This is a genomic window from Paenibacillus rubinfantis (assembly GCF_001486505.1).
GTDB lineage: Bacteria > Bacillota > Bacilli > Paenibacillales > Paenibacillaceae > Fontibacillus > Fontibacillus rubinfantis.
In genome coordinates, this window is sequence record NZ_LN909065.1 from 490056 (window position 1) to 513341 (window position 23286).

At 54.2% G+C, this 23286-nt stretch carries 27 protein-coding genes; 4 read left to right on the forward strand and 23 right to left on the reverse strand.

Features of this window, described 5'->3' with window-relative positions; all coding sequences use genetic code 11:
- Nucleotides 1–62: 62 nt before the first annotated feature.
- The 14 genes from BN3277_RS13690 to BN3277_RS13755 all read right to left on the reverse strand — a co-directional run bounded on the left by BN3277_RS13690 (nt 63) and on the right by BN3277_RS13755 (nt 13013).
- On the reverse strand, nt 63–1502 hold the full coding sequence (locus tag BN3277_RS13690; RefSeq protein WP_059043529.1) for a flavin-containing monooxygenase: 1440 nt from the start codon (nt 1500–1502) through the stop codon (nt 63–65).
- 226 nt (nt 1503–1728) lie between these two features.
- Nucleotides 1729–2484: an RNA polymerase sporulation sigma factor SigF gene (gene sigF, locus BN3277_RS13695; RefSeq protein WP_059043530.1), complete on the reverse strand. Its 756-nt coding sequence runs from the start codon at nt 2482–2484 to the stop codon at nt 1729–1731.
- An 11-nt stretch (nt 2485–2495) separates the two neighbouring features.
- Nucleotides 2496–2924 (reverse strand): anti-sigma F factor, encoded by a 429-nt coding sequence (spoIIAB, locus tag BN3277_RS13700; RefSeq protein WP_059044801.1) that lies wholly within the window; start codon nt 2922–2924, stop codon nt 2496–2498.
- A gap of 29 nt (nt 2925–2953) precedes the next feature.
- Nucleotides 2954–3307, reverse strand: coding sequence for an anti-sigma F factor antagonist (gene spoIIAA, locus BN3277_RS13705; protein WP_059043531.1), 354 nt, complete (start codon nt 3305–3307; stop codon nt 2954–2956).
- 89 nt (nt 3308–3396) lie between these two features.
- Nucleotides 3397–4587, reverse strand: coding sequence for a D-alanyl-D-alanine carboxypeptidase family protein (locus tag BN3277_RS13710; protein WP_059043532.1), 1191 nt, complete (start codon nt 4585–4587; stop codon nt 3397–3399).
- Nucleotides 4588–4844: 257 nt separating this feature from the next.
- Nucleotides 4845–6176 (reverse strand): pyrimidine-nucleoside phosphorylase, encoded by a 1332-nt coding sequence (locus tag BN3277_RS13715; RefSeq protein ID WP_059043533.1) that lies wholly within the window; start codon nt 6174–6176, stop codon nt 4845–4847.
- A gap of 19 nt (nt 6177–6195) precedes the next feature.
- Complete coding sequence (locus tag BN3277_RS13720) at nt 6196–7032, reverse strand: purine-nucleoside phosphorylase (RefSeq protein ID WP_059043534.1); 837 nt, start codon at nt 7030–7032, stop codon at nt 6196–6198.
- A gap of 57 nt (nt 7033–7089) precedes the next feature.
- Nucleotides 7090–8277 carry a phosphopentomutase gene (deoB, locus tag BN3277_RS13725; RefSeq protein ID WP_059043535.1) on the reverse strand — a complete coding sequence of 396 codons (1188 nt, stop codon included), beginning with the start codon at nt 8275–8277 and terminating at the stop codon, nt 7090–7092.
- Between the two features lie 33 nt (nt 8278–8310).
- The gene (gene xerD, locus BN3277_RS13730; protein ID WP_059043536.1) at nt 8311–9282 is read right to left on the reverse strand and encodes a site-specific tyrosine recombinase XerD; all 972 of its coding nucleotides are present in this window, start codon (nt 9280–9282) and stop codon (nt 8311–8313) included.
- Between the two features lie 107 nt (nt 9283–9389).
- On the reverse strand, nt 9390–9626 hold the full coding sequence (locus tag BN3277_RS13735; RefSeq protein WP_059043537.1) for a DUF4227 family protein: 237 nt from the start codon (nt 9624–9626) through the stop codon (nt 9390–9392).
- A gap of 189 nt (nt 9627–9815) precedes the next feature.
- A complete protein-coding gene (gene fur / locus BN3277_RS13740; RefSeq protein WP_059043538.1) occupies nt 9816–10292 on the reverse strand; it encodes a ferric iron uptake transcriptional regulator in 477 nt (158 codons plus the stop codon).
- A gap of 223 nt (nt 10293–10515) precedes the next feature.
- A complete protein-coding gene (gene spoIIM / locus BN3277_RS13745) occupies nt 10516–11142 on the reverse strand; it encodes a stage II sporulation protein M (protein ID WP_059043539.1) in 627 nt (208 codons plus the stop codon).
- Nucleotides 11143–11241: 99 nt separating this feature from the next.
- Nucleotides 11242–12450 (reverse strand): endonuclease Q family protein, encoded by a 1209-nt coding sequence (locus BN3277_RS13750; RefSeq protein ID WP_059043541.1) that lies wholly within the window; start codon nt 12448–12450, stop codon nt 11242–11244.
- Nucleotides 12447–13013, reverse strand: a complete 567-nt coding sequence (locus BN3277_RS13755; RefSeq protein ID WP_082691453.1) for an NUDIX hydrolase — start codon at nt 13011–13013, stop codon at nt 12447–12449. The genes BN3277_RS13750 and BN3277_RS13755 overlap by 4 nt, the downstream gene beginning before the upstream one ends.
- 105 nt (nt 13014–13118) lie before the next feature.
- On the opposite strand from BN3277_RS13755, the gene BN3277_RS13760 reads away from it, so the two are divergent.
- Together BN3277_RS13760 and BN3277_RS13765 are read left to right on the forward strand one after the other, a co-directional pair.
- Nucleotides 13119–13298: a hypothetical protein gene (locus tag BN3277_RS13760; protein ID WP_059043545.1), complete on the forward strand. Its 180-nt coding sequence runs from the start codon at nt 13119–13121 to the stop codon at nt 13296–13298.
- Nucleotides 13299–13301: 3 nt separating this feature from the next.
- The gene (locus BN3277_RS13765) at nt 13302–13865 is read left to right on the forward strand and encodes a tetratricopeptide repeat protein (RefSeq protein WP_059043548.1); all 564 of its coding nucleotides are present in this window, start codon (nt 13302–13304) and stop codon (nt 13863–13865) included.
- Between the two features lie 96 nt (nt 13866–13961).
- Here BN3277_RS13765 and BN3277_RS13770 read toward each other — a convergent pair whose 3' ends face one another.
- A complete protein-coding gene (locus BN3277_RS13770) occupies nt 13962–15089 on the reverse strand; it encodes a M20/M25/M40 family metallo-hydrolase (RefSeq protein WP_059043551.1) in 1128 nt (375 codons plus the stop codon).
- Between the two features lie 77 nt (nt 15090–15166).
- Between BN3277_RS13770 and prli42 the strand changes: the two genes are divergently transcribed.
- The gene (gene prli42, locus BN3277_RS25340) at nt 15167–15265 is read left to right on the forward strand and encodes a stressosome-associated protein Prli42 (RefSeq protein ID WP_089153353.1); all 99 of its coding nucleotides are present in this window, start codon (nt 15167–15169) and stop codon (nt 15263–15265) included.
- A gap of 30 nt (nt 15266–15295) precedes the next feature.
- On the opposite strand, the gene lipB is transcribed toward prli42, so the two are convergent.
- From lipB to lpdA, 5 genes are all read right to left on the reverse strand, one after another.
- Nucleotides 15296–16018 (reverse strand): lipoyl(octanoyl) transferase LipB, encoded by a 723-nt coding sequence (lipB, locus tag BN3277_RS13775; protein WP_059043552.1) that lies wholly within the window; start codon nt 16016–16018, stop codon nt 15296–15298.
- A gap of 28 nt (nt 16019–16046) precedes the next feature.
- Nucleotides 16047–17435, reverse strand: coding sequence for a dihydrolipoamide acetyltransferase family protein (locus BN3277_RS13780; RefSeq protein WP_059043554.1), 1389 nt, complete (start codon nt 17433–17435; stop codon nt 16047–16049).
- Nucleotides 17436–17453: 18 nt separating this feature from the next.
- Nucleotides 17454–18440: an alpha-ketoacid dehydrogenase subunit beta gene (locus BN3277_RS13785; protein WP_059043556.1), complete on the reverse strand. Its 987-nt coding sequence runs from the start codon at nt 18438–18440 to the stop codon at nt 17454–17456.
- Between the two features lie 2 nt (nt 18441–18442).
- Nucleotides 18443–19468, reverse strand: coding sequence for a thiamine pyrophosphate-dependent dehydrogenase E1 component subunit alpha (locus BN3277_RS13790; protein ID WP_059043558.1), 1026 nt, complete (start codon nt 19466–19468; stop codon nt 18443–18445).
- A gap of 126 nt (nt 19469–19594) precedes the next feature.
- Nucleotides 19595–21016: a dihydrolipoyl dehydrogenase gene (gene lpdA, locus BN3277_RS13795; RefSeq protein ID WP_059043561.1), complete on the reverse strand. Its 1422-nt coding sequence runs from the start codon at nt 21014–21016 to the stop codon at nt 19595–19597.
- Between the two features lie 164 nt (nt 21017–21180).
- Here lpdA and BN3277_RS13800 point away from each other — a divergent pair, with 164 nt between their 5' ends.
- Nucleotides 21181–21501: a DUF2627 domain-containing protein gene (locus tag BN3277_RS13800; RefSeq protein WP_059043563.1), complete on the forward strand. Its 321-nt coding sequence runs from the start codon at nt 21181–21183 to the stop codon at nt 21499–21501.
- Nucleotides 21502–21577: 76 nt separating this feature from the next.
- Here BN3277_RS13800 and BN3277_RS13805 read toward each other — a convergent pair whose 3' ends face one another.
- From BN3277_RS13805 to BN3277_RS13815, 3 genes are read right to left on the reverse strand one after another with little or no spacing between them, the layout of a single operon-like run.
- Nucleotides 21578–21787: a hypothetical protein gene (locus tag BN3277_RS13805; protein ID WP_059043565.1), complete on the reverse strand. Its 210-nt coding sequence runs from the start codon at nt 21785–21787 to the stop codon at nt 21578–21580.
- A gap of 26 nt (nt 21788–21813) precedes the next feature.
- Nucleotides 21814–22764 carry a cation diffusion facilitator family transporter gene (locus tag BN3277_RS13810; protein WP_059043567.1) on the reverse strand — a complete coding sequence of 317 codons (951 nt, stop codon included), beginning with the start codon at nt 22762–22764 and terminating at the stop codon, nt 21814–21816.
- An 11-nt stretch (nt 22765–22775) separates the two neighbouring features.
- A complete protein-coding gene (locus BN3277_RS13815; protein WP_059043569.1) occupies nt 22776–23084 on the reverse strand; it encodes an ArsR/SmtB family transcription factor in 309 nt (102 codons plus the stop codon).
- Nucleotides 23085–23286: the final 202 nt, after the last annotated feature.

Sequence of the window (23286 nt, forward strand, 5' to 3'; positions counted from 1 at the left end):
TTCACGATACGAAAGGCCGCAGGGAGTTTGCCCCTGCGGCCTTATGCTTTGTATCCAAGCTACTAGGATTGAGCTTTCGCTGGTGCCGCTGCCGGACGCCAGGTCACGGTAAACTCCGGCGTGTCATAGTTAAAGTAGGCGTCCAGTATTGCCGGCTTGTCATCGGTAAACAGCTGATCCGCAATACCGGCCACCAGTTTAGGGATGGCGTTGCGGGTTCCCGATATCGCCGAAGCAGACAAGCCGCAAGAGGCTAACGCCGAGTAATTAAAGACGAACAGCCCATGCAGGATTGCTTCCCCTTCCTCATTCCTTGGTCGCATCGCGAACCCCGGACTTAGATAGGGATGCTGGTCCAGCAGCGCGTTCTCCTTCCCGATCGGCGGAGCATATACGTCGCCCCAGCGCTTGATATGGCGTTCCAGCAGTCTCAGCTCCGGCCGCAGCGCCGGGTCGCTGATCAGACCGGTGCTGACGATGAGGAAGTCGAAGATCTCGCGGCCATGCGGTGTTGTTACGGTTATCCTTCCCTCGGAAGCTTCGACATCCAACCAAGGCGAACCGAGATGCAGAACGAACCCCGGCCAAGCTGCCGCACGCTCGAACATATCGGCCGTTGGCGGCTGATTCGTTTGGAAAAAATGCGAGATTACACGATATTTCTCCGCATCAGTCAGCGTATGGAACCGCTCGATCATTCCCGAGCCCTCCATCTGGCGGATCGGGTTGACGCTGGGCAGCTTGTCGCGCCGGACGAAGACATGCGCTTCCGCCGCACCTTCTGCTAACGCATGGTTGGCATTATCAAAAGCGGATGCGCCTCCGCCGAGGATAGCCAATCTTTTCCCCTGTAAGCTAGTAAAATCGATCGCTTCCGAGGTATGGGCATATAAGCTTCGCGGCAGGCGGTCCTCGATCATCGGCGGAACATGCCATCTGCCGCCGCCTTGAATCCCGGTTGCCAATACTACCTTGCGAGCCAGCAGATGGGCTCCTGGCGCTCCCGGCCCCTCCAGATGCAGGCGATAGAGACCTTGCTCTACCGGCTCGATTAACGTAAGCTTTGTTTCATTTACAACCGGAAGCTCCAGCACCTTACGATACCAGCGCAAATAGTCCATCCACGCGCCGCGTGGAATTTTGTCTAGCGCCTCCCACGCAGATGCCCCGTACAACGCTTCCCACCAGGCGCGAAAAGTGAGGGAGGGAATCCCTAAATCGATAGAGGTCAACCCTTTGGGAGTACGCAGTGTGACCATCCGGGCGTAGGTATCCCAAGGGCCTTCCCGCCCCTTTGGATTTTCGTCGATAACCAGAAGATTGGGGATCCGCTCGCGCATCAATCCGAAGGCGGCGCCAAGTCCGCTCTGTCCGCCTCCCACGATCACCACATCATAGATATGCCCCTCCGCGGAAGTTCGTGGCGGCACCCAGCCTGCCGCTCCATAATTCAGGTAAGCAAGATCCCGCTTCACCCGTTCGTTAAGTGCATTCAGACCCATGGCTCTCCCACCTTCCATCCGCCGCCTTGATTTTAGTAGCTATTATAGCTGGCGATACGGTACGGACGGAACGGGCCGAGCAAGTTGTTGGTTGCGTTGCCGAAAAACCAAGCCGAATTTTGTGCGCAGTACATGAAGGGTCTAAATGCTCATCCATGCAAAAACCCCTCCGGGTTCAGCGTGCCGTATGAAGGCTAGCGCTGCCCAAAGGGGCGTGCATGACAGGTCATTGCGCGATCTGGTCGCGAATGCTCTGCAATATTTTCTTCTCCAGCCTCGACACCTGAACCTGGGAGATGCCGAGCCGGGTCGCTACTTCCGACTGGGTCTGGTCGCGGTAGTACCTTAGGTATACGATCAGACGCTCCCGGTCGGTCAAGCCGCCGATCGCTTCGTGAAGCGCCAGCTTGTCGAACCAACGCTCCTGGGATTCATCGGCGATTTGATCCATCAGCGTGATGGGGTCGCCGTCATTTTCAAATACGGTCTCGTGAATCGACGCCGGCGGCTTGTTCGCTTCTTGGGCAAACACCACATCCTCGGGCGTAACCCCCAGCTCCTCGGCAACTTCCTTAACCGTCGGAAGCCGGCCCAGCAGCTTGGACAATTCATCCTTCTTCTTGCGAACCTTGTTCGCCATTTCTTTCAACGAACGGCTGACCTTCAGCGTCCCGTCGTCGCGCAGGAAACGCTGGATTTCCCCGATAATCATCGGCACCGCATACGTAGAAAACTTCACATCATAGCTGAGATCAAACTTGTCCACCGACTTGAGCAGGCCGATACAGCCGATTTGAAACAAATCCTCGGGCTCGTATCCCCGATTCATAAACCGCTGCACGACGGACCAAACAAGCCGAATGTTGCAGTTCACCAGCCGGTCTCTGGCAGCGTTGTCCCCGGATTGACTCAGGGCGATCAACCGTTTCACTTCCGTGTCGTCCAAAAACTCTCTCGAGATTTGCTTCACTTCGGCATCCATAGATCCAACCCCTAATTGTATAAAGCTTTCTTGGATACAATCCTCTTCTTCATCCGAATGCGCGTGCCTCCGCCCATCTCGCTGATCACATCGAATTCGTCCATGAAATTTTCCATGATCGTAAAGCCCATCCCCGAGCGCTCCAGCTCCGGTTTCGACGTATAAAGCGGCTGTTTCGCCAACTCCACGTCCTCGATCCCGCGGCCTTGATCCTCGATAATCAAGGTCACCGTATCCCCTTCAATCTCGGCGGAGATCGAAACGACCCCCTCCGGGTTCCCATCGTATCCGTGGATAATGGAATTCGTGACCGCCTCGGACACCACCGTCTTCAAATCGGTGATCTCATCCATCGTCGGATCCAATTGGGAGACGAAGGCCGCAACGGTTACCCGGGCAAATGATTCGTTTTCGGACTTCGCGGCAAACTTCAGCGACATGAAATTTCCGGTTTGATTCGCGTTGGTATTCACAGGGCCACCTCCAGGTCCGTCAGCGCCATATCCTCGTTTTCGAAGATGGACATGATCTTAAACAATCCCGACATTTCCAGCAGCCGGTAAACCGGCGGATTGACGTCGCATACGACCATCTTTCCGCCTTTTTGCTTGATCAGCTTATATCTTCCGAGGATGACCCCGATGCCGGAGCTATCCATAAACTGCAGCGATTTCAGGCTTAATACGAGATTGCGGCAGTTCCCGCGGGCGATTTCTTCATCCATCCGCATGCGGACGTCGTCCGCCGTATGATGGTCCAATTCCCCGCTCAAGCGTACGACTAACGTCTCGCGGTGTTTTTCCATTTCCACTTGCAAATTCACGTCTGTTCACTCTCCTCCCTGACATGAACACAACAATTCTACGATTTCGGTCCGGATTCCTGCCGAGTGACAAAACTAGAAGAAAAGCCCTATGAATCTACAAAAAACAAGTGTGCGGCCGTCCGCTTAAACAACGTCCACCAACCGGCTTTATCGATGTCGCTTGGTGCGGTCAGCTCAAATTCGGTCAGCACGCGGCCGTCTTGATAGACCACCAGTTTGCCGACGGATTGGCCGGCCTTGATCGGAGCGGCGAGTTTTTCCGGTGCGATCAGCTTGTGTGTGATGCTGTCCGGTTTGGCGCCTTTTTTCACCAGCACGTTCAACGGCTTGGACGTCGCCAACTCCAGTTGGGCGCGCATCCCCTTCTGCACCTTCACCTTGCCAATCGTTTCCCCCGCTTGATAAATCGGCAGCAGCGCGTATTGCGAGAAGGCATAATCGAACATGGCCGACACTTCGCTGTTCCGCGTCTTGGTGTTAGGCTCCCCAAGCACCACGGCGATCAGGCGCAGCCCGTCGCGTTTCGCGGTGGCGGCCAAGCAGAACTTCGCTTCCGACGTATAGCCGGTTTTCAGGCCGTCGGCCCCGCTGTAGAAGCGGACCAGCTTGTTTGTATTGACGAGCCAGAACGGCTTCTCCGTTCCCTGCCGCAAATAATCTTGATAAGCACCGGTGTATTTCGTAATCCCTTCATGCTTGAGCAACTCACGACTCATGACGGCAATATCGTGTGCGGAGCTGTAATGGTCCGCGACGGGCAAGCCGTTGCAGTTGGCAAAATGCGTGTCCTTCATCCCGAGCTGCTGGGCGCGTTCATTCATCATTTTCACAAACGCTTTTTCGGAGCCGGCGATCTTCTCGGCCAGCGCAACAGACGCGTCGTTCCCGGAAGCCATGGCAACGCCTTTCAGCATCTCATCGACCGTCATCGATTCCCCCGGCTCCAGAAAGATCTGCGATCCGCCCATGGAGGCCGCATACTCGCTGGCCGTCACCTTATCGGTCAGCTTTAACGTGCCGTTATCGATGGCTTCCATCGTCAGCAGCATCGTCATAATCTTGGTGATGCTGGCCGGTGGCAGCTTTTCGTGACTCTTTTTCTCGTAAATGATCGTCCCCGTATCGGCATCGATCAAAACGGCGGACAGCGCATTATCCGCCAACGCGATTTCATCATCCCCGACATGCGGTCCGCCATGCTCCGCGCTGGTGTAAGTCGGCCATACCGACACGGCCAGAACGAACGCGGCAAACCAGATCAACACCCGTCTTTTCAAGATTGATCCTCCTTTAGACATAAGTCTGGATTCTGCTAACCTAGTATCGGCATGAAAGCGGGATAATATTCCTTAGAAAAAGAAAAAACGCCTTTCGGCGTTTGCATTTCGCGGCGTTGGATGCCACAACGTTATGGAATAAGAGAAGTTTTAGGCCTTATTTTGTCGATGTTGGGAGTTTGTTTGAAAATAGAGGAACTTTTTTCCCAATTTATTAAGGCCATTTTATACCGCTATTTCGTCAGGTCTATCTAGGCTCAGAACCGCTTGACGCCGTCCGGCGTCACCAACGCAAACACCAGCGGTCGTCTCGGCACCTTCGTCCCGGAGATGCCGTAGGCGTTTAAGATCCGCTGCTCCGCTTCCGCGCGGCCCCCTTCATGGCTGCGGTTCAGATGCAGCACGGCCAGCGTCTCGCCAACCTCAACCGGATCGCCGATTTTCTTGCGCAGCTCCACGCCGGCGGCCAGGTCGATGACGGATTCCTTCGTTTCCCGGCCGGCTCCCAGCATCATGGCAGCGATGCCGATCTCCTCGGCCTGAATCGATTCGACGAATCCGCCCGCGCGGGCCTTCACGTCTACCTTCAGCTCCGCGGTTGGCAGCAGCTCCGGATGGTCGATCTGCTCCGTATTCCCGCCCTGCGCAGCCACCATCTGCTTCAGCTTCTCCAGCGCTTTGCCGCTGTCGATCTGAGCGGTCAGCAGGGCATGCGCCTCTTCTTCGCTCGCCGCCTTGCCGCCGAGAATCAGCATATGCGACGCCAGGATCAGGCAGACCTCCTCAAGGTCAGCCGGACCTTCGCCTCGCAGCGTGGCGACGGCTTCCTGAATCTCCAGCGCATTGCCGATCGCGTGACCCAGCGGCTGATCCATGTCGCTGATCACAGCAACTGTGCGGCGACCGACCTGGGTGCCGATATCAACCATGGCCTTGGCCAGGCGAATCGAATCCTCCAGCGTCTTCATAAACGCGCCGCTGCCGGTCTTGACGTCCAGCACGATGGCATCCGCACCGGCGGCGATCTTCTTGCTCATGACGCTGCTGGCGATCAACGGGATGGAGTCCACCGTGGCGGTCACGTCCCGCAGCGAATACAGCTTCTTGTCGGCCGGCGTCATATTGCCGCTTTGGCCCACAACCGCCAGTCCGATTTCGTTTACCTGACGGAAGAACTGCTCTTTCTCAAGCTCCACGGAGAAACCGGAGATCGCTTCCAGCTTGTCGATCGTCCCGCCGGTATGGCCTAGGCCCCGGCCCGACATCTTCGCCACCGGCACGCCAGCCGCTGCCACGAGCGGCCCCAGTACGACGGTCGTTTTATCGCCGACGCCGCCGGTAGAATGCTTGTCGACCTTGATGCCGTGAATGGAGCTGAGGTCGATCGTATCGCCGGAACCGGCCATCGCCATCGTCAGATCGGCCGTTTCCCGGGCGCTCATCCCTTGGTAAAACACGGCCATCGCCCAAGCCGACATTTGGTAGTCGGGGATCTGCCCTTCGCTGTACCCTTTCACCAAGAAGTCGATCTCTTCCCTCGTGAGCTCCTGGCCATCCCTTTTTTTACGGATCAGATCTACCGCTCTCATCGCTCCTTACCCCCGTTCCTTAGGCTTCGCCGATTTGCGGAATAATAGACAAAACAAGGCTCAAAAACTTCTCGCGCACGCGCTCGGTTGTTTCCATAACCTCTTCATGGGACAACGGCTGATCCAAAATGCCAGAAGCCATGTTGCTGATGCAGGAGATGCCCAGCACCTCAATCCCCGCATGACGCGCCACGATCGTTTCGGAGACCGTGGACATACCCACCGCGTCAGCGCCTAGCGTTCGCAGCATACGGATTTCTGCCGGGGTCTCATAGGTTGGGCCAAGCAAGCCGGCATAGACGCCCTCTTGCAAAGGAACCCCTTTATCCGCAGCAACCTTCCGGGCAATTTCGCGCAACCGGCGGCTGTACGCCTGGGACATGTCCGGGAAGCGGGCTCCGAGCTCGTTGTCGTTAGGTCCAACCAAAGGATTTCTGCCTGTCAGGTTCAGATGGTCGGAAATCAGCATTAAATCCCCCGGCTCATAGGACGTATTTACCCCGCCCGCTGCGTTCGTGACCAGCAGCGTCGTTACGCCCAACTCTTTCATCACACGAACCGGGAATGCAGTCATCTCCGGCCCGTACCCTTCGTACATATGGAAACGTCCCTTCATCAGCACGACCGGCGTGCCTTGCACCGTTCCGATCAATAGCTCGCCCGCGTGGCCTTCCACCGTCGACTGCGGGAAGAACGGGATATCGCGGTAGTCGATGCTGACCGGTTGCTCGATATGATCGGCCAATACGCCTAATCCGGAGCCCAGAATTAATCCTACCTTCGGCGTAAGCGCCGACCGGGAACGGATATATTCCGCCGCTTCCCGGATCATGCCAATGGTTAATGTCGTTGTCATCTCGAAGTCCTCCAAAATATAAAATAAATCTCGCTCACCTTACTTGAACTCCCTTTCTTAAATGAGTTCGTTTAAGAAGCTTTTGCCGTGTTCGGTGGCATGCACCCCGAAATTGTCGGCGATCGTCGCCGCCAAATCGGCATACGTGGCTCTGACGCCCAGGCTGCCCGGCTTGTTCAGGCTTGGCCCGTAAACAAGCAGCGGCACGTACTCACGCGTATGGTCCGTTCCGGCATGAATCGGATCGTTGCCGTGATCGGCGGTAATGACCAGAAGGTCGTTTTCGCCTACGTTCTTCAGCAGATCCGGCAGCGCCACATCAAATTCCTCTAACGCGCGGGCGTAACCTTGCGGGTCACGGCGATGTCCGTAGAGGGAATCGAAATCAACAAGATTCGTAAACAGCAAGCCGGAGAAATCCTGGCCGATCCGCTGCAGCGTTTCCTCGATCCCGTGCTGGTTACTCTTCGTCGGATGCGACGAAGTAATGCCTTCCCCAGAGAAAATATCGCCGATTTTCCCGACAGCGACAACGTCTTTACCGGCATTCTTCAGCGCATTCAGCACCGTAGGTTCCGGCGGCTTCACCGCGTAATCATGGCGGTTTGGCGTGCGTTGGAAGTTGCCCGGCTGACCAACAAACGGACGGGCGATGACACGTCCAACGGAGTGCTCCGGCTCAAGCGTCAGCCGACGTGCGATTTCACAGGCGCGATACAATTCAGGCAGCGGAATAACCTCTTCATGGGCGGCGATTTGGAACACGCTGTCCGCCGAGGTATATACGATCCAATTGCCGGTTTTCATATGCTCTTCCCCAAGCTCCACGAGAATCTCCGTCCCGGAAGCCGGCTTGTTGCCGATGATTTTCCGCCCCGTTTCCTGTTCGAAGCGAGCGATCAAATCGCGTGGAAACCCGTTCGGATAGGTTTGGAACGGCGTTTCGATCTTCAGCCCCATCAGCTCCCAATGGCCGGTCATCGTATCCTTGCCGGAAGAGATTTCAGCCATTTTACCGAAGAAAGCGGTAGGCTCGTCCACCGGGCTCAAATTCGGCAGATCCGCGATATTGCCAAGTCCTAATTTTTGCAGGTTCGGCAGCTTTGTACCGGGTACGGTTTGCAGAATATGGCCTAGCGTATGTGCACCCTCGTCGCCGAAGTTTTTAGCGTCCGGCAGCTCGCCGATCCCCACGCTGTCGAGAACGATGACGGTCATTTTTCTAAAACGAATTCCGTTTTGCATCTTCTATCACTCCTTTAATCTATGCAGCTATAGTTATCCCTTGCCTGAAGGGAAAACATTCTGCCTGTCTTTCGGTAATGCTTCCTCCGCGGCTTTCGGTGCTTCCGGCTCGCGTTTAGCTCGCGGATGGAAGGCATCGTAAACCGTTTTGAGATTAGACCGCGAACGGTTAACGTACATTTGAATCGTCGAGGCATCAGAGTGTCCCAGCAGCTCCTGTACCGACCAGACGTCCGCCCCCCGCTCCAAGAGATGAACGGCAAAGGAATGGCGCAGCGTATGCGGCGTGATGTCGCTCGAAATCCCGGCCTCCTGGCCGTACTTTTTGATCACTTTCCAGAAGCCTTGGCGGCTAATCCGTCCTCCCCGGCGATTCGGAAACAAGGCGGGATTGTCATCCTCGCCCACGACCATATGGAGACGTCCTTCCCGTAAATATCGGTCCAACCATTCCGCCGTGACGCCGCCAAACGGGATGATCCGCTCTTTCCCCCGCTCGCCGGAGCAGCGGAGAAAATGGAGCTCTAAGTTCACGTCATCTTGATTCAGCGAGATCAGCTCAGAGACGCGGATACCGGTCGCATAAAGCAGCTCCAGCATCGCTTTATCCCGCAGACCCAGCGGTGTATCGGGTTTCGGTGTGTCGAGCAACCGTTCGATTTCCTCAACGGTCAGCGCTTGCGGCGGTTTTTTTTCAACTTTCGGCACCTCCAGCATCACAAAGGGATCCTGGTCAATCCGCCGCTCCCGCAGCAAATACTGAAAAAAAGCGCGAAGGGTCACGGATACACGCTGAATCGTTGCCGGAGCTTTGCCGCGTTCTTTCAGATGAGCGAAATAGAGTAGAATCCCCGCACGAGTCACTTGGCGATAATCGTTGATCTGCTTGTCCTGCAAATAAGTTATGTACTGCTTCAGATCCCGCGCATAGGATTCCCGAGTCGCTTCGCTTAACCCCCGCTGCCCGGCTAAAAATGAAATAAAAGAGGCCGCATCCCGTTCCATGCGTTGCGCCTCCTTTCTAGGTTGTCGAATACCATGTATGTTCGCCATCGACTCTGTCTACTACTTCCACATCGTGACGGGAAATCCCTGCTGCTCTTGGCGACGGACTACTCTCCATACCAAAAAAACAGCTTGAGCCGATCCGCCATCGTCTCCATCCCGGCGCTTCCCGGAACACCTTCCCGGAATACCTTCACCGCCGATCCTTCGGGAACGCGGTACTTGTCCTCGTGGAATACATAGTCGTCCAAAAGACCCAACGCCTTATAAAAAGTATACGCAAGTGCAACGAATAGGATCAAATACTTCCCCGATCTCAGCCATTTGCGAAGCGATATGACCATATAAGCCTCTTCCTCTCTCTCGTTCGTACAGCATCCAGCTGCAAGCTTGGACGCGTCTATGTAATCAGTATATCGAGAGGAGTCGGCGAGTATGCGCCAACAGACTCAATCCGTCGGATAAACTCCGCTGCCGCCAAGGCAACGTAAAAAGCTCCCTACGGCAGGGCCGTAAAGAGCTCGGCTTAATGATCATGATTTCTTATTGCCAGTTCCCGGCGAGTCGTTGTTCTTGTCCTTGCATCGGTAACAAATGCCCTGAAAATCCAATCGGTGATCCAGCACCGTAAAATTGAATTCCTTCTCCAAGCGTTCCTCTAAGGGTCCAAGCCAATCCTCGCGAATTTCATCCATTGCCCCACATTGAACGCAGATCAAATGGTGGTGATGATGTTTTGTCGTATCGGTACGCAGGTCGTACCGGGCTACTCCGTCACCGAAGTTGATCTTCTCCACGACATGAAGCTCGCTGAGCAATTCCAATGTTCGATAAACCGTGGCCAGGCCGATTTCCGGCGCTTTGTCCTTGACGAGCATGAAAACATCTTCCGCACTGAGATGATCGTCTTCATTTTCGAGCAATACGCGTACCGTGGCTTCCCGCTGGGGCGTCAATTTGTAACCGTGGGATTGTAACTGCTGTTTGATTTTTTCGATCTTTGCTTCCATGTTATCCCTCCCCCAGCCCTTGCCGCACATCCAAAAAAAGTTCAATAACCACTTCTTTCATTATAGGGGGAGTTATTCAACAAAGTCAAACATTTTACTAGAGTTGTCTTCCTCCGGCAAGCCCTGTCATGATTCGATACCAAGCAAAAAAATAAGATGCCCCCGTAAAGTGAAATCTCACTTCAGAGGCATCCTGGAAAAATTTCAATACACAAGCTCCACTTTATGCAATCAACGGCGTCACCCAGCTCATCATCACCGGGGTCACCCAGGTTTCAAATGAGGATACCGCGAGCAGCACTGCGGCCATGGCCAGCGTCAGCCCCGTGTAAGACAGGAACGGACGGGTGGCATGCCCGGTACGGCTCATTAGGACGCGCGAGCGGATGATGTTCAGCGAGAAGCCAACGGCTGCCACGCTGGCGATCAACAGCGCCGGAATCACGATCAAATTGTGTGGTGCCACCGAAACCAGAGCGAACAGCAGCCCCTTCCAGGTATATTGGCCAACCAGACAGCCAACCGTGAAGCCGATCAGCACGCCTTTTAAAAAATCAAGGATCAGGATGCCCGGGAGTCCGATGACGGATAACCCAAGCAACCAGATCAGTCCCAGCCATTTCAAATGCAAGGTGGCTACGTCCCAAAACGATTGCGGCTGGAAATCGGCTCCACTCTCGTTGATCGATAGAAAAAAATCGCCCAAATAACGGGAGATATCCTGTTGTTGTTCCAAGGTTAACGCATTGACCATTAATGCGCCGAATACGACGCCCATCAAAAACAGCACGGAAACAAAAATGTAAAGCGGCGTTTGGTCTTTGAGCGCATGGCGAATGGGATGCAGCATCGAATTTTGCCTCCTAGCTTGTTCTATAGGGTCTTATCCTTAACCTATGAACAAGCCTGCTCGCCTATGCCTGCTTCTTGTCGGAGCGCTTTGGGCAAATCAGGATTTTTTGACTTTGCCGTAAATCCCGCCGCCTCCGGCACTGAGTTCAAGTCTGCCGCTGCGGGCCAAGCCAATCCGTTCCGCTAATTCGGCGCCCGCCACCTCGGCCAGTTCCCCCTCTGGTACATGATGCAAAATGTTCATCTCCGTGCCGAACCTTTTCAGCAACAGCTCTAATTTGGCCGGACCCAAGCCCGGAATAAACTCCAGGGGGACCTGGTAATGGTACGGCGGGCGATGGCCCGGAACCGTTGGCTCCGTTCGATCCGCGATCGAGCGGATGCGGTCGAGCACCCCCCGCACCAGCTTCGGGCTGCCGCAATACGGACAGCGTTCTACCGCCACCTCCGCCTCGTCGATGATATAGTTGCAGTTGCTGCAGTAGGTGCGATGATATTTGCCAAGACGCGGATTCAGCCCGTAATTGCCAGCCACGTGGCGTCCATCCTCGCGCCGCAGCGCTTTGGCGAATTCGAGGTAACTCGCTTCCTTTAGACGAAGCTCGTTGTACTCCCGCCCGATTTTGCCTAACGAGTGGGCGTCAGAATTGGTCAAGATCGTAAAAGGATCAAGCTCGCTGATTAACCCGGCCATGTCGGTGTCGGCGCTGAGTCCAAGCTCCACCGCGCTGATTAGAGACAGGTCCAGCACCTCCGACATCCTCGGGGCGCAGCTCCCATAAATGCTTCGATGGGGCGTAAAAATATGGGCGGGGATCATCATACCGCCGCGGGCATAAACCTCTTCCTGCAACACAACAGCCGGAGCGTACACGCGCTGCGAGCTCAATCCGACGTTTTTCATTCGAGGCTTCAGCCAATCGGTGAAACCTCGAATCGTCTCCAAATGGGGGAAAAAGGCCAATAAATGCGCCGGCCCCATTCCCGGCTCCCGAATCTCCAGCTCACTGCCGAGCAGAATTGTCGTCCCCTGATAAGCGATACCTCCATCCTTCAGCTCCTGCATTTCGCCCCGCTCCAGACAAAGCGCGATATCCTCCTGCACCCCGGGGGCATGGCAGTCGATGATGCCGACAAGCCCGATGCCCTTGCGCTGCGCCGCCTCCCTTGCGATACCGGCGAAGGTTAGATCTCGGCTGCCGCTGATTTTGACCGGTTCTCCTCGACCGGTTCGCCCGATGTGGATATGCAAATCGGCAAACAGGGTTGTCAGCTGATCCGAAACGGAATCGGAACGTTCGCTCATATCCCGGTCCCCGCCGATCCGCGTGCATTCCGGAGCTGCCAAATATAAACCGCCATAATCGTTTTGGCATCGGCAATCCGCCCTTCGGCGATCAGGTCCAGCGCCTCTTCCAGCGTCGCCTCCTGAACCTCCAGGAATTCATCCTCATCCAGCGACATTTCTCCCGGGCTCAATTGCTCAGCCAAATAAAGATGAATGATTTCATCCGCGAACCCTGGCGAGGTATAAAACGAATGCAAATGCGTCAGCTTATCGCAGCGATATCCGGTTTCCTCCTGAAGTTCGCGAACCGCTGCTTCCGCAGGATCTTCCCCCTTCTCCAATTTGCCGGCCGGAATCTCCAATTCGCAGCGCCCCATCGCCTGCCGGTATTGGTCCACCAGCAGCAAGCGCCCCTCATGCACCGCCAATACGGCTACGGCACCCGGATGCTTAACGATTTCACGGGTTGCCGTCGTTCCGTCCGGCAGCTGGACCGTATCGATTTGCAGAGAAATCACTTTTCCGCTGAATACCGGCTCCGTCGAGACCGTGGTTTCGTTTAATTTATTGTTATCTGCCATTATATTTCCTCCTTTATCGGGCCTAAGCCATTCCATCAATCATAACTTGTCCGCACCGGACATATGGTGTTATTATACCAAACCTGTTCGGAAAGGAGCCCCCTCATGAAAAGCTATTTCACAGCGGACTGCGTACGCGCCCAGGGCAAAGGCTGGCAAATTCGCGTCCTGTTATCCCAATGGATGAAAGAAGCCGGACGCGACATCAAAATCGCCGATTTGATCCAAACCTATCAAACTCGTTATTCAGTTAGGGCAATTCCGGTTAATAGAAGGAGGGGGTGAATTATGCGCAGTCCTACCGGACAGCCTCAAAACATGGGTAAACTTGTAGAAATGATTCAAAACGCCGTAACGACGGGACGGCTCGATGTCGCCGAACAACTGGCGGGACAAACGGACCACTATTTGCTTAGTGAGTTGGTACAATCCTTATATAAAGAAGGTTATGTCACGTTAGCCAAGGAACGGCTGATGCAGATGGAACCTCAATTGCTTCGCAACCCTTCCCCCCCATTTTTAGAGATCAGCCTGATCTGGGCGGAGATCTGCTACGATGAGAAGAGGTATGATGAAGCCGCCCCCATCTTTGAAGCGATCGCCGAGCAGAATCCCGATTTCGCTGCGGCCCGTTTTGGCGCGGCCTCCTGTTACTTGCAAGTGGCGATCGCCAATTTGGAGCGGCGCATCCAGCTGTACCACTCGCCCAAGGCAGAACAGGAGAAAATCTGCAAATATTTAGACGACTTCCACCAAGCCTTAAATCTGATTCAGACCTCAGGCTGGCATACCGAGTGGAACGCTGTGCAGGTTCGTCATTTCCCGGCCAAGCCGGCTACCCTGCTGCATTAGAGCGATTTCCTCTCAACGAATGGACGTCTTTCTTGAAAAAAGGCCCGGTGCCTATTCCCGCACCGGGCATCCGCGTATCCTCGGATAACGCTTAACTTAAGAGGATACGGATTGACGGACGATCTCCAGCGCAAATTGCGCGGTTTTGACGATATCGTCCTTCTTGATTCTTTCGCTTGTCGTGTGGATGTCCTCATAACCGATGGCCAAGTTTACGGTTGGGATCCCAAGGCTGTTAAATACGTTAGCATCGCTGCCCCCGCCCGTCGTAAACGTCGTCGCCGGCAGTCCAAGTTCAGACGCCGCTTGCTTGGCGATCCGCAGCACGGGAGCTTCCTCGGAGATTCGGAACGCTCGGTACAACACCTCGCTGCGGAATTCCCCTTTGGCTCCAAAATCGCGGCACGCGGATTCCACGGCTTCCTTCATTTCCCGCAGCTGCTTGTCAACTTTCTCCTGAGACATGCTGCGCGCTTCACCGTATAAAGTGACGTGATCAGGGACGATGTTGGTGGCGCCGCCGCCTTCAAATTTCCCGATATTCGCCGTCGTCTCATGGTCGATCCGCCCCAGATTCATCCGGGCCAACGCTTTGCCGGCCACCTGGATCGCGCTGATGCCATCTTCAGGATTGACTCCGGCATGGGCGGCTTTGCCGTAGATCTCAATCTCAACCCGGGCCTGCGTAGGCGCACCCACGCAGATCGTGCCTACTTCCCCGTTCGTATCGATCGCAAACCCGAACTTGGCATCCACGTATTGCGACTCCAGCGCCCGCGCTCCGCGCAGGCTCGACTCTTCGCCAACCGAGATGACGAACTGGATTTGACCGTGCGGGATCTGTTGCTCCTGAAGCACTTGAATCAACTCCAGCAACACCGCTACGCCGGCTTTGTCATCCGCCCCAAGGATTGTCGTGCCGTCGCTGCGGATCCAACCATCTTCGCCAACGATCGGCTTGATGCCTTTCCCCGGAGTCACAGTATCCATATGGCAGGTGAACAGGAAGGGGGCGGCGGACACGCCTTCGCTTGCTTTGAGGGTGGCGATCAGGTTCCCTGCGCCATGTCCCGTCTCCGCCTGCGAACCGTCCTCCACAACGTCCAGCCCCAATTCGCTGAATTTGCGTTTTAAGACATCGGCGATCTGACGCTCATGTTTCGTTTCGCTGTCGATCTGTACCAATTCCAAAAATTGTCCGATGACACGTTCTTCTTTAATCAATTGGACATTCCTCACTTTCTTGGTTACGATAATAGAGATGAGTATGAATCTACTTATAAGCAAAAGGAGTTACCGTTATGCGCAAAAATCGGATGAGAATCGTTGTGTTTTTGATGTTGTTCGCCATGCTGGCTTCGACGCTACTCGCTTTCCTTGAACCTCTCTTCATTCGTTGAACACGTCAAAGGGGCACGTTAAGTACCTGTTTAATAAGTCAGGTTTTCAGGATCGAGAAAGTTGGATGAAGCTTGGGCCCAGGCCCCTGAGCGTCCGAATACCGCGTTAAATTTCGGAACGATGTCTCTGGCCACCTGCTCGACTGTAAAAGAACGGCCAGTCACGTCCTCCAGCGACGTCACTCCATACTCTTGAATCCCACATGGAATGATTCCGCCAAAACCCTCCTCTTGAATACCGGTCTTCACGTTAAAAGCAAACCCGTGGCTGGTGATAAAGCCTTTATGATGCCTGCACTTGTTGAACTTCACGCCAATGGCGCAAATTTTCACGTTACCGACCCAAACGCCGGTATACTCCGGTTTACGTGTACCTTCAATGCCAAAATCCGCCAAATATTCGATAATCACTTGTTCCAGCTGGCGTAAATATCCGTGTAAATCCAGGCCGCGCCCGGCCTCCAGATATAGCAGTGGATACCCGACCAACTGTCCTGGACCATGGTATGTAATATCTCCGCCGCGGTCGATTTCAAACACTGAAATGCCGCGTTCCTGCAGTTGCTCAGCACTGAGCAGCAAATGCTCGGGATGGCGCTGGGAGCCGATCGTATAGGTCGGCGGATGCTGCAACAGCAGCAGGTGTTCATCCTGCTGCTGCGCATCCATCTCTTTCACGAGCCGTTTCTGCAAATCCCAGGCTTCCCCATATTCCATCATTGGATAATAGCGTACTGTCAAGCCTTCGTTCATCGCAACCTCGCCTCGATCCTTTTTATGCTCAATAAACCTGCGTTTCCAAATTGTAGCTTTCCATGTTTTCCTTCACCCGCTGCATAAAGCGGCCGCAAATCACTCCGTCCAGAATCCGATGATCCAGAGACAAGCAGAGATTGGCCATCGAACGGACAGCAATCATGTCATTGATGACGACCGGTCGTTTGACGATCGATTCAAACGTTAAGATCGCGGCTTGCGGATAGTTGATGATCGGCTGCGTCAAAATCGAACCAAAGGAACCGGTATTGTTGACTGTAAACGTTCCGCCCTGCATGTCATCCAGCTTCAGCTTGCCGGAACGAACCTTCGACGCCAGCTCTTCGATCTCGCGCGCCAAGCCGGCGATATTTTTTTGGTCGGCTTTTTTGATGACCGGCGTCAGTACAGAATCCTCGGTCCCCACGGCCAGGGAGATGTTGATATCGCGTTTGACGATGATTTTGTCCACCGCCCACACTGAGTTCATGATCGGATAATCCTTGATCGCTCCCACAACCGCCTTCAGGAGGAAGGCCAGGTACGTCAGGTTGACGCCTTCCTTCTGCATGAATTCCTGCTTGATCTTGTTGCGCAGCTGGACCAGGTTGGTCACGTCGACCTCAATCATCATCCAACCATGTGGAATTTCCGATACGCTTTGGCGCATCCGAGTAGCGATCGTATTGCGAATCGGCGTCACGTCGATAAAATATTCCGAACGGTCGCCCCCTTCCACTTCGATCGTAGGAATCGGCGGATTTTCCGTCAAATGCAAGCCAGAATGGCGTACCGGTCCGGCGGCAGCGTTCAGTGCGGTCGGGATTGCGCTTTGCGAGGCCGAGGCCGGAGCCGCAGAAGGCGCTGCGGCCACTGGGGCAGCCGGAGCTGCCGGTGGTGCCGGTGGAGCGGCAACCGCCCCGCGTCCCCCCTGCTCGACGAAGGCTAGCACGTCTTTGCGCGTGATGCGTCCGCCAAGTCCCGTTCCAGCGATTTGCCGCAGATCCAGACCATGCTGGGCAGCCAACGTCTGCACCGCCGGGGAATACCGACTGCGCTGTGATTCGTCCGCCTGTTCGCCCGCGTGGGTTGTCCCTGCTGTCGCTTTTGCAGCGCTAGACATCGTTTGACCGCCTGCATCTGCGGAGGACTCCTCGGCATTTGCCGTCTCGATCCTGCAGATGACGGCGCCAACTTCAACCTCCTGACCTTCCTCGGCCAAAAGCTCGCCCATCACACCGTCCAAGGTCGAAGGGATTTCCGCATTCACTTTATCCGTAATGACTTCCAGAATCGGTTCGTATTGCTCAACCGGATCCCCCGGCTTCTTCAACCATTTCCCGATCGTTGCCGATACAAGCGATTCGGCGAGCTGGGGTAAATGCACGTCAACTATTGTTTTATTGGATGGCATCGGTATACTCACTCCCAATTAATAAAGCGCCAATTGAAGCATCGCTTCTTTGACCTTATCTTTGCTAAGCATAAAGAATTTCTCCATCGGCGGGCTGATTGGCATGGCCGGAACGTCCGGGCCGCATAGACGGGCGATAGGCGCGTCCAGCTCGAATAAGCACTCCTCGGAGATAATCGCCGAAACTTCGGCGCCAATCCCGCCGGTCTTATTGTCTTCATGAACAATCAGCACCTTGCCGGTCTTCCGGGCCGCTTCGACAATCGCTTCGCGGTCCAGCGGCTGGAGCGAGCGCAAATCAAGAATATGAGAGCTGATCCCCTGCTCCGCAGCCAGCTCCTCAGCGGCTTGCATCGCAAAATGCAGCGGTAGGCTGTAACTGATCACCGTGATGTCGCTGCCTTCACGCAGCAGGTTGGCTTTGCCGATCGGGACCACGTAATCGTCCTCAGGCACATCCTCTTTGATCAGCTTATAGCATTTTTTGTTCTCAAAGAACAGCACCGGATCGGGGTCGCGAATCGCAGCTTTCAGCAAACCTTTGGCATCATAAGCCGAATAAGGTGCAACGATCTTAAGTCCCGGCGTGCCAAAGAAGATCGATTCCGGACATTGGGAGTGGTACAATCCGCCAAAAATCCCGCCGCCGATCGGGGCGCGAACAACGACAGGGCAATTCCAGTCATTGTTGGAGCGATAGCGGATTTTCGCCGCTTCGCTAATGATTTGGTTGGTCGCAGGCAGCATAAAGTCCGAGTACTGCATTTCCGCGATCGGTTTTAGACCATACATGGCCGCACCAATTGCTACGCCGGCGATCGCCGATTCAGCCAGCGGTGTATCGATCACGCGCATTTCCCCGAACTGCTCCTGTAGACCTTTCGTTGTGGTGAACACGCCGCCTTTTACGCCAACGTCTTCCCCCATTACAAATACGCTCTCGTCGCGTTCCATTTCTTCCTTCATCGCAAGACGGATCGCATCGATATATTCCATCACCGGCATGATTACTGCTCCTCCCCTTCGTTGGCATAGACATGAAGCAGGGTGTCCTCCGGTTTCGGGAATGGCGCGTTATCCGCCGCTTCCACCGCTTCCTTCAGCTGTTGATGGATGTCCTTCGACAGCGCTTCATCCTGCTCCTCGCTCCATAAGCCGTTATCGATCAGATACGACTTCATTTTGGGGATGCCGTCTTTTTTCCAATTTTCCTCGACTTCTTCCTTTGTCCGATACGCCAAATCGTTATCCGACGTCGAGTGTGGGGACAGCCGATACATCATCGCCTCAATTAGCGTGGGCCCTTCGCCTCGAACGGCGCGTTCCCGCGCTTCCTTCACAACCCGATACACCTCCAACGCATCGTTGCCATCCACACGAATCCCCGGGAAACCGTAACCCTGAGCACGGTCGCTAACGCGTCCGCCCAATTGCTTCTTCACGGGAACGGAGATTGCATATTGGTTGTTCTCGCACATAAATATCACCGGCAGCTTCTGAACTCCAGCGAAATTCAGTCCTTCATGAAAATCGCCCTGATTGCTGGAGCCTTCGCCAAACGTAACGAAAGAAACGATGTCTTTCTTCTGCATTTTCGCCGCCAAAGCCACACCTACCGCATGGGGTACCTGGGTGGTTACCGGGCTGGATCCCGTCACGATACGCAGCCGTTTGCTGCCGAAATGCCCGGGCATTTGCCGGCCGCCGCTGTTCGGGTCGTCCGCCTTGGCAAAAGCCGACAGCATCAGCTCCGTTAACGACATGCCGACGGCCAGGACGAACCCATAATCGCGGTAATATGGCAGGAAATAATCGCGCTGACGGTCCAGCGCAAAAGCCGCGGCCACCTGCGCTGTCTCCTGCCCGATTCCGGAAACGTGAAAATTGATTTTACCCGCCCGTTGCAGCAGCAGATTGCGCTCGTCGAATTTCCGCGCGATCACCATATATCTGTACATGTCTACGACTTCAGCGTCCGTTAATCCCACTTGCTTATGTTTGGGCTCGGTTTGAACTACACTTTTGGCATTCATGGGAGTTACCTCCTTCGATTGGGGCATCATATAACTTAATCTTAACACCAGGTACTAAGACTTGGAATAAGTTTATTATAATCCTTTTGCGGTGAAAAAGAAAATATCCTCTTTCGGTCCGTGTCCTCAAGCGTTTAAGGAGTTCCCGTCCACGGCCAACGCCGCTTCCCCGATAATTTCCGCCAGCGTCGGATGAGCAAACACCGCTTGTCCAACTTCCCAAGGCGTTGCATCCAGCACCTGAGCCAGTGCGGCTTGGCTGATCAGCTCCGTTACATGCGGCCCGATCATCTGAACACCAAGGATGTCGTTGGTGCGGGCATCGGCCACCATTTTGACGAAGCCTTCCGTTTCGCCGTGCACCATCGCCTTGCCGATCGCCGAAAACGGAACCTTGCCGATTTTAACCTCGAGCCCTTTGGCCTTGGCCTCTTTGGCAGTGATGCCGACGGAAGCCACCTCTGGACGCGTGTAGACGCAACGCGGGACTTGGCTCTCGTGATAGCCGTGTGAAGCTTCCCCGGCCATATGATGTACCGCCGTGATCCCTTCGTGACTGGCGGCATGCGCCAGCTGAAGTCCACCGATGCAATCGCCGATCGCATAGATATGCGGTTCGGTTGTCTGCATATGTTCATTTACCCGAATAAAGCCGCGTTCTAACCCGATGTCGGTATTTTCCAGTCCAATATTCTCCACGTTGGCCTGGCGCCCAATTGAAATCAGCAGCTTGTCCGCATCGAGGCGAATCGACTCGTCCCCCCGCTTGGCTGAAATCTGTACCCGATTGTCACTCATTTCGAAGGAGCCGGGATCCACCGAAACTCCCGTGAGAACTTGAATGCCGCGGCGTTGCAGCTGCTTCTGCAATTCGCGGGCTACGTCCTCGTCTTCCGCCGGCAGCAATTGATCCGCCGCTTCCACCACCGTGACCTGCACGCCAAAATCATTTAAAAGCGATGCCCATTCCACTCCGATGACGCCGCCCCCTACGATCAGCATCGAGCCGGGAAGCTCGGTTAACTGCAACGCTTCATCGCTGCTAAGGATATAGGTACCGTCGGGTTCGAGACCCGGCAGAGTCCGCGGGCGAGAACCAGTCGCAATGATCAGGTTCGTTGGTACGATGGTCTCCATTTCCCCATCCGGCAGTTCTACTGCCACCGCTCCGCTTTTTGGCGAGAAAATCGACGGCCCAATAACCCGTCCCTTGCCCTCGATCACGCGGATTTTATGTTTACGCATCAAATATTGGACCCCTTTATGGAGTTGATCCACGATGCCTTGCTTTCTTTCCTGAACTTTCGGGAACACCAGCGTCACTCCGCTAGTTTCAATCCCAAAGCTTACGCTGTCCTTCATTTGCGCATAAAGTTCGGCGCTGCGCAGCAGTGCTTTGCTGGGAATACAACCTCGATGCAGACACGTTCCCCCCAGCTTGTCCCGCTCGATAATCACAACGTCTTTCCCCAATTGGGCCGCACGGATGGCGGCAATATACCCGCCTGTACCTCCGCCCAGTACCGCTACATCACATGTAATTGCCATATCAGATCTCCACCCATTCTATTAAATCTGTCGCTTCCCCCTATTTTACCTTGTTTTTCCGTTAATACAAATCGGTGCCGCAAATAGACATCGGTTCGGGAAAAAGGTATGATATTTTTAACATTACATAAGCCATTTTTCGGATGGAAAGGACGAACCCCCTTATGAAGCTGAAGTTATCCCGGTTCATCGCCATTATATTGCTGGTGATACCCGGCATTGCAGCGATGATTGGTTTTTTGAAAATAAAAGACGCCCTTTTTGATTATATGTCCGCTCACGGCGATGATGCGTTAACCCGCGTCACATTCGATTGGCTGAACTTCGGACTTGGCGTCCTTCTGTTTGCGGCTGGTGCGGGATTTTTGGGAGGCTGGATCTTCTTCCGTGACCGCAAACGGAATTACCTCGGGCCGAGATTTCGCAAGAAAGACCCCGCAGCCTCCTCTAAAGAAATAGAGCCGGCTTCGCTTCAACACGATTAAGATCAGGATTTCCGATGTGCCGACAAAAAATAAACCTCTTTCGCCTTAAAATCTTGGCGGGAGAGGTTTTTTCAGCTTATTCGTATAAGGCTTCTTTCAACTTGGTCGACATGCGCGAGGTGTTCGGGGAAGAAGCTCGAAGCAACGCTTTGCGAAGCCGGGCATTTTCAGCTGTCACTTGCTCCAGATGCTCGATCAGCTCCAATAAGGCTTGCCGCTTCTCCTCCTCCAACTGGACCTGCTCCAGCATTTCCCGATAAGCCGCCGGATCAAATGTTTGAGACATATTCGCTCATCCTTTCTCAGTTTGCATTATACCATAAGCTCCCGATGCTGGATGTGCGGTGTTTCGACCTGGATGGTCGAGTGGCCGATATGGAACGTTTTCTCCAAGGCAGAGATGGCTTCCTGAAGTACAATTTGACTCTGACTGCCGTCCTCGATCATCAAATGACAGCTAAGCGCATCCATCCCTGACGTGATCGTCCAGATATGCAGATCATGCACTTCAACGACGCCCGGAATCCCTTCCAGACATTGCTTCACCTGGCTTTGATCGATGGTCGCCGGCGAGCCTTCCATGAGGATATGCACCGATTGGGCCATTACGCCCCAAGCTCCGCGTAGGATCAGCAACGCAACGACAACGCTGATAATCGGGTCAAAAATATACCAGCCAAACAGCGACATGAATATCCCCGCCAGGATGGCCCCAACCGATCCTAAAGCGTCCCCAAGGACGTGGAGATAAGCGCTTTTCAGATTCACGTTGCCTTTAACGTCGCCCTTCTTCATTAACGCAGCTGCACTCGCTAAATTGGCAAGCAAACCGATAACCGCGATCACGATCATTGTATTGCTGGAAACGGTTGGCGGATCAAGTAAACGACCGTAGGCCTCCCAGATGATAAACCCCGCGATCACGAATAACGTTACCCCGTTCAGCAGCGCCGCCAAAATTTCCATCCGGTGATACCCATACGTGTTCCGTTTCGAGGCAGGACGGGCCGCAAACCAAATGGCGACGAGGCTAAGCACCAACGAGCTGGCATCGCTTAACATGTGTCCGGAATCGGACAATAAAGCCAGGCTTCCCGTAAACAAACCGCCAAAGAACTCCAGAACCGCTATCGATGCCGTAATCAGTAATGCAATTAACAGTCCTTTTTTGTTTCCTGACCGAGCGGTATGATGATCGTGAAAATGGCCGGCATGCATGTGATCATGATCATGATGATGAGTATGATGATGATGATGTCCCATGAAACTCCCTCCTAATCGCATTTCGCATGTTGAATTGCCTGGGTCAATAGCGATATGACGTGATCGTCGTCACAGCTGTAATACATCGTGTTGGCTTCGCGACGAAACTTCACCAACCGCAAATTTCGCAGCAGACTCAGCTGATGGGATACCGCCGATTGCGACAAATTCAGCACCTCGGACATATGCGTCACGGAACATTCCTCTTCGGACAGCAGATAAAGAATTTTGATCCGGGTCGGATCAGATAAGGCCTTGAAAATCGTTGAAACCTTCTCCAGCGTATCCGGGGTCAGATAGGTGTGTACATTTTTATCCATAGAGTGGTCCCCTCCCCAAATCAAGTATATGAGCATATGTTCATATACAGAATAACCCTGTGAGTATGATTTGTCAATTGGTGGATGCGGATTTCTCACGAAAAAAATAAAAAACGGCCGCAGCTCGGTGTTTACCGAGAGGGACCGCCTTTCATCCAAATCTGTATAACTACGCAAGTGAACGACCATCGGCATGACCTCA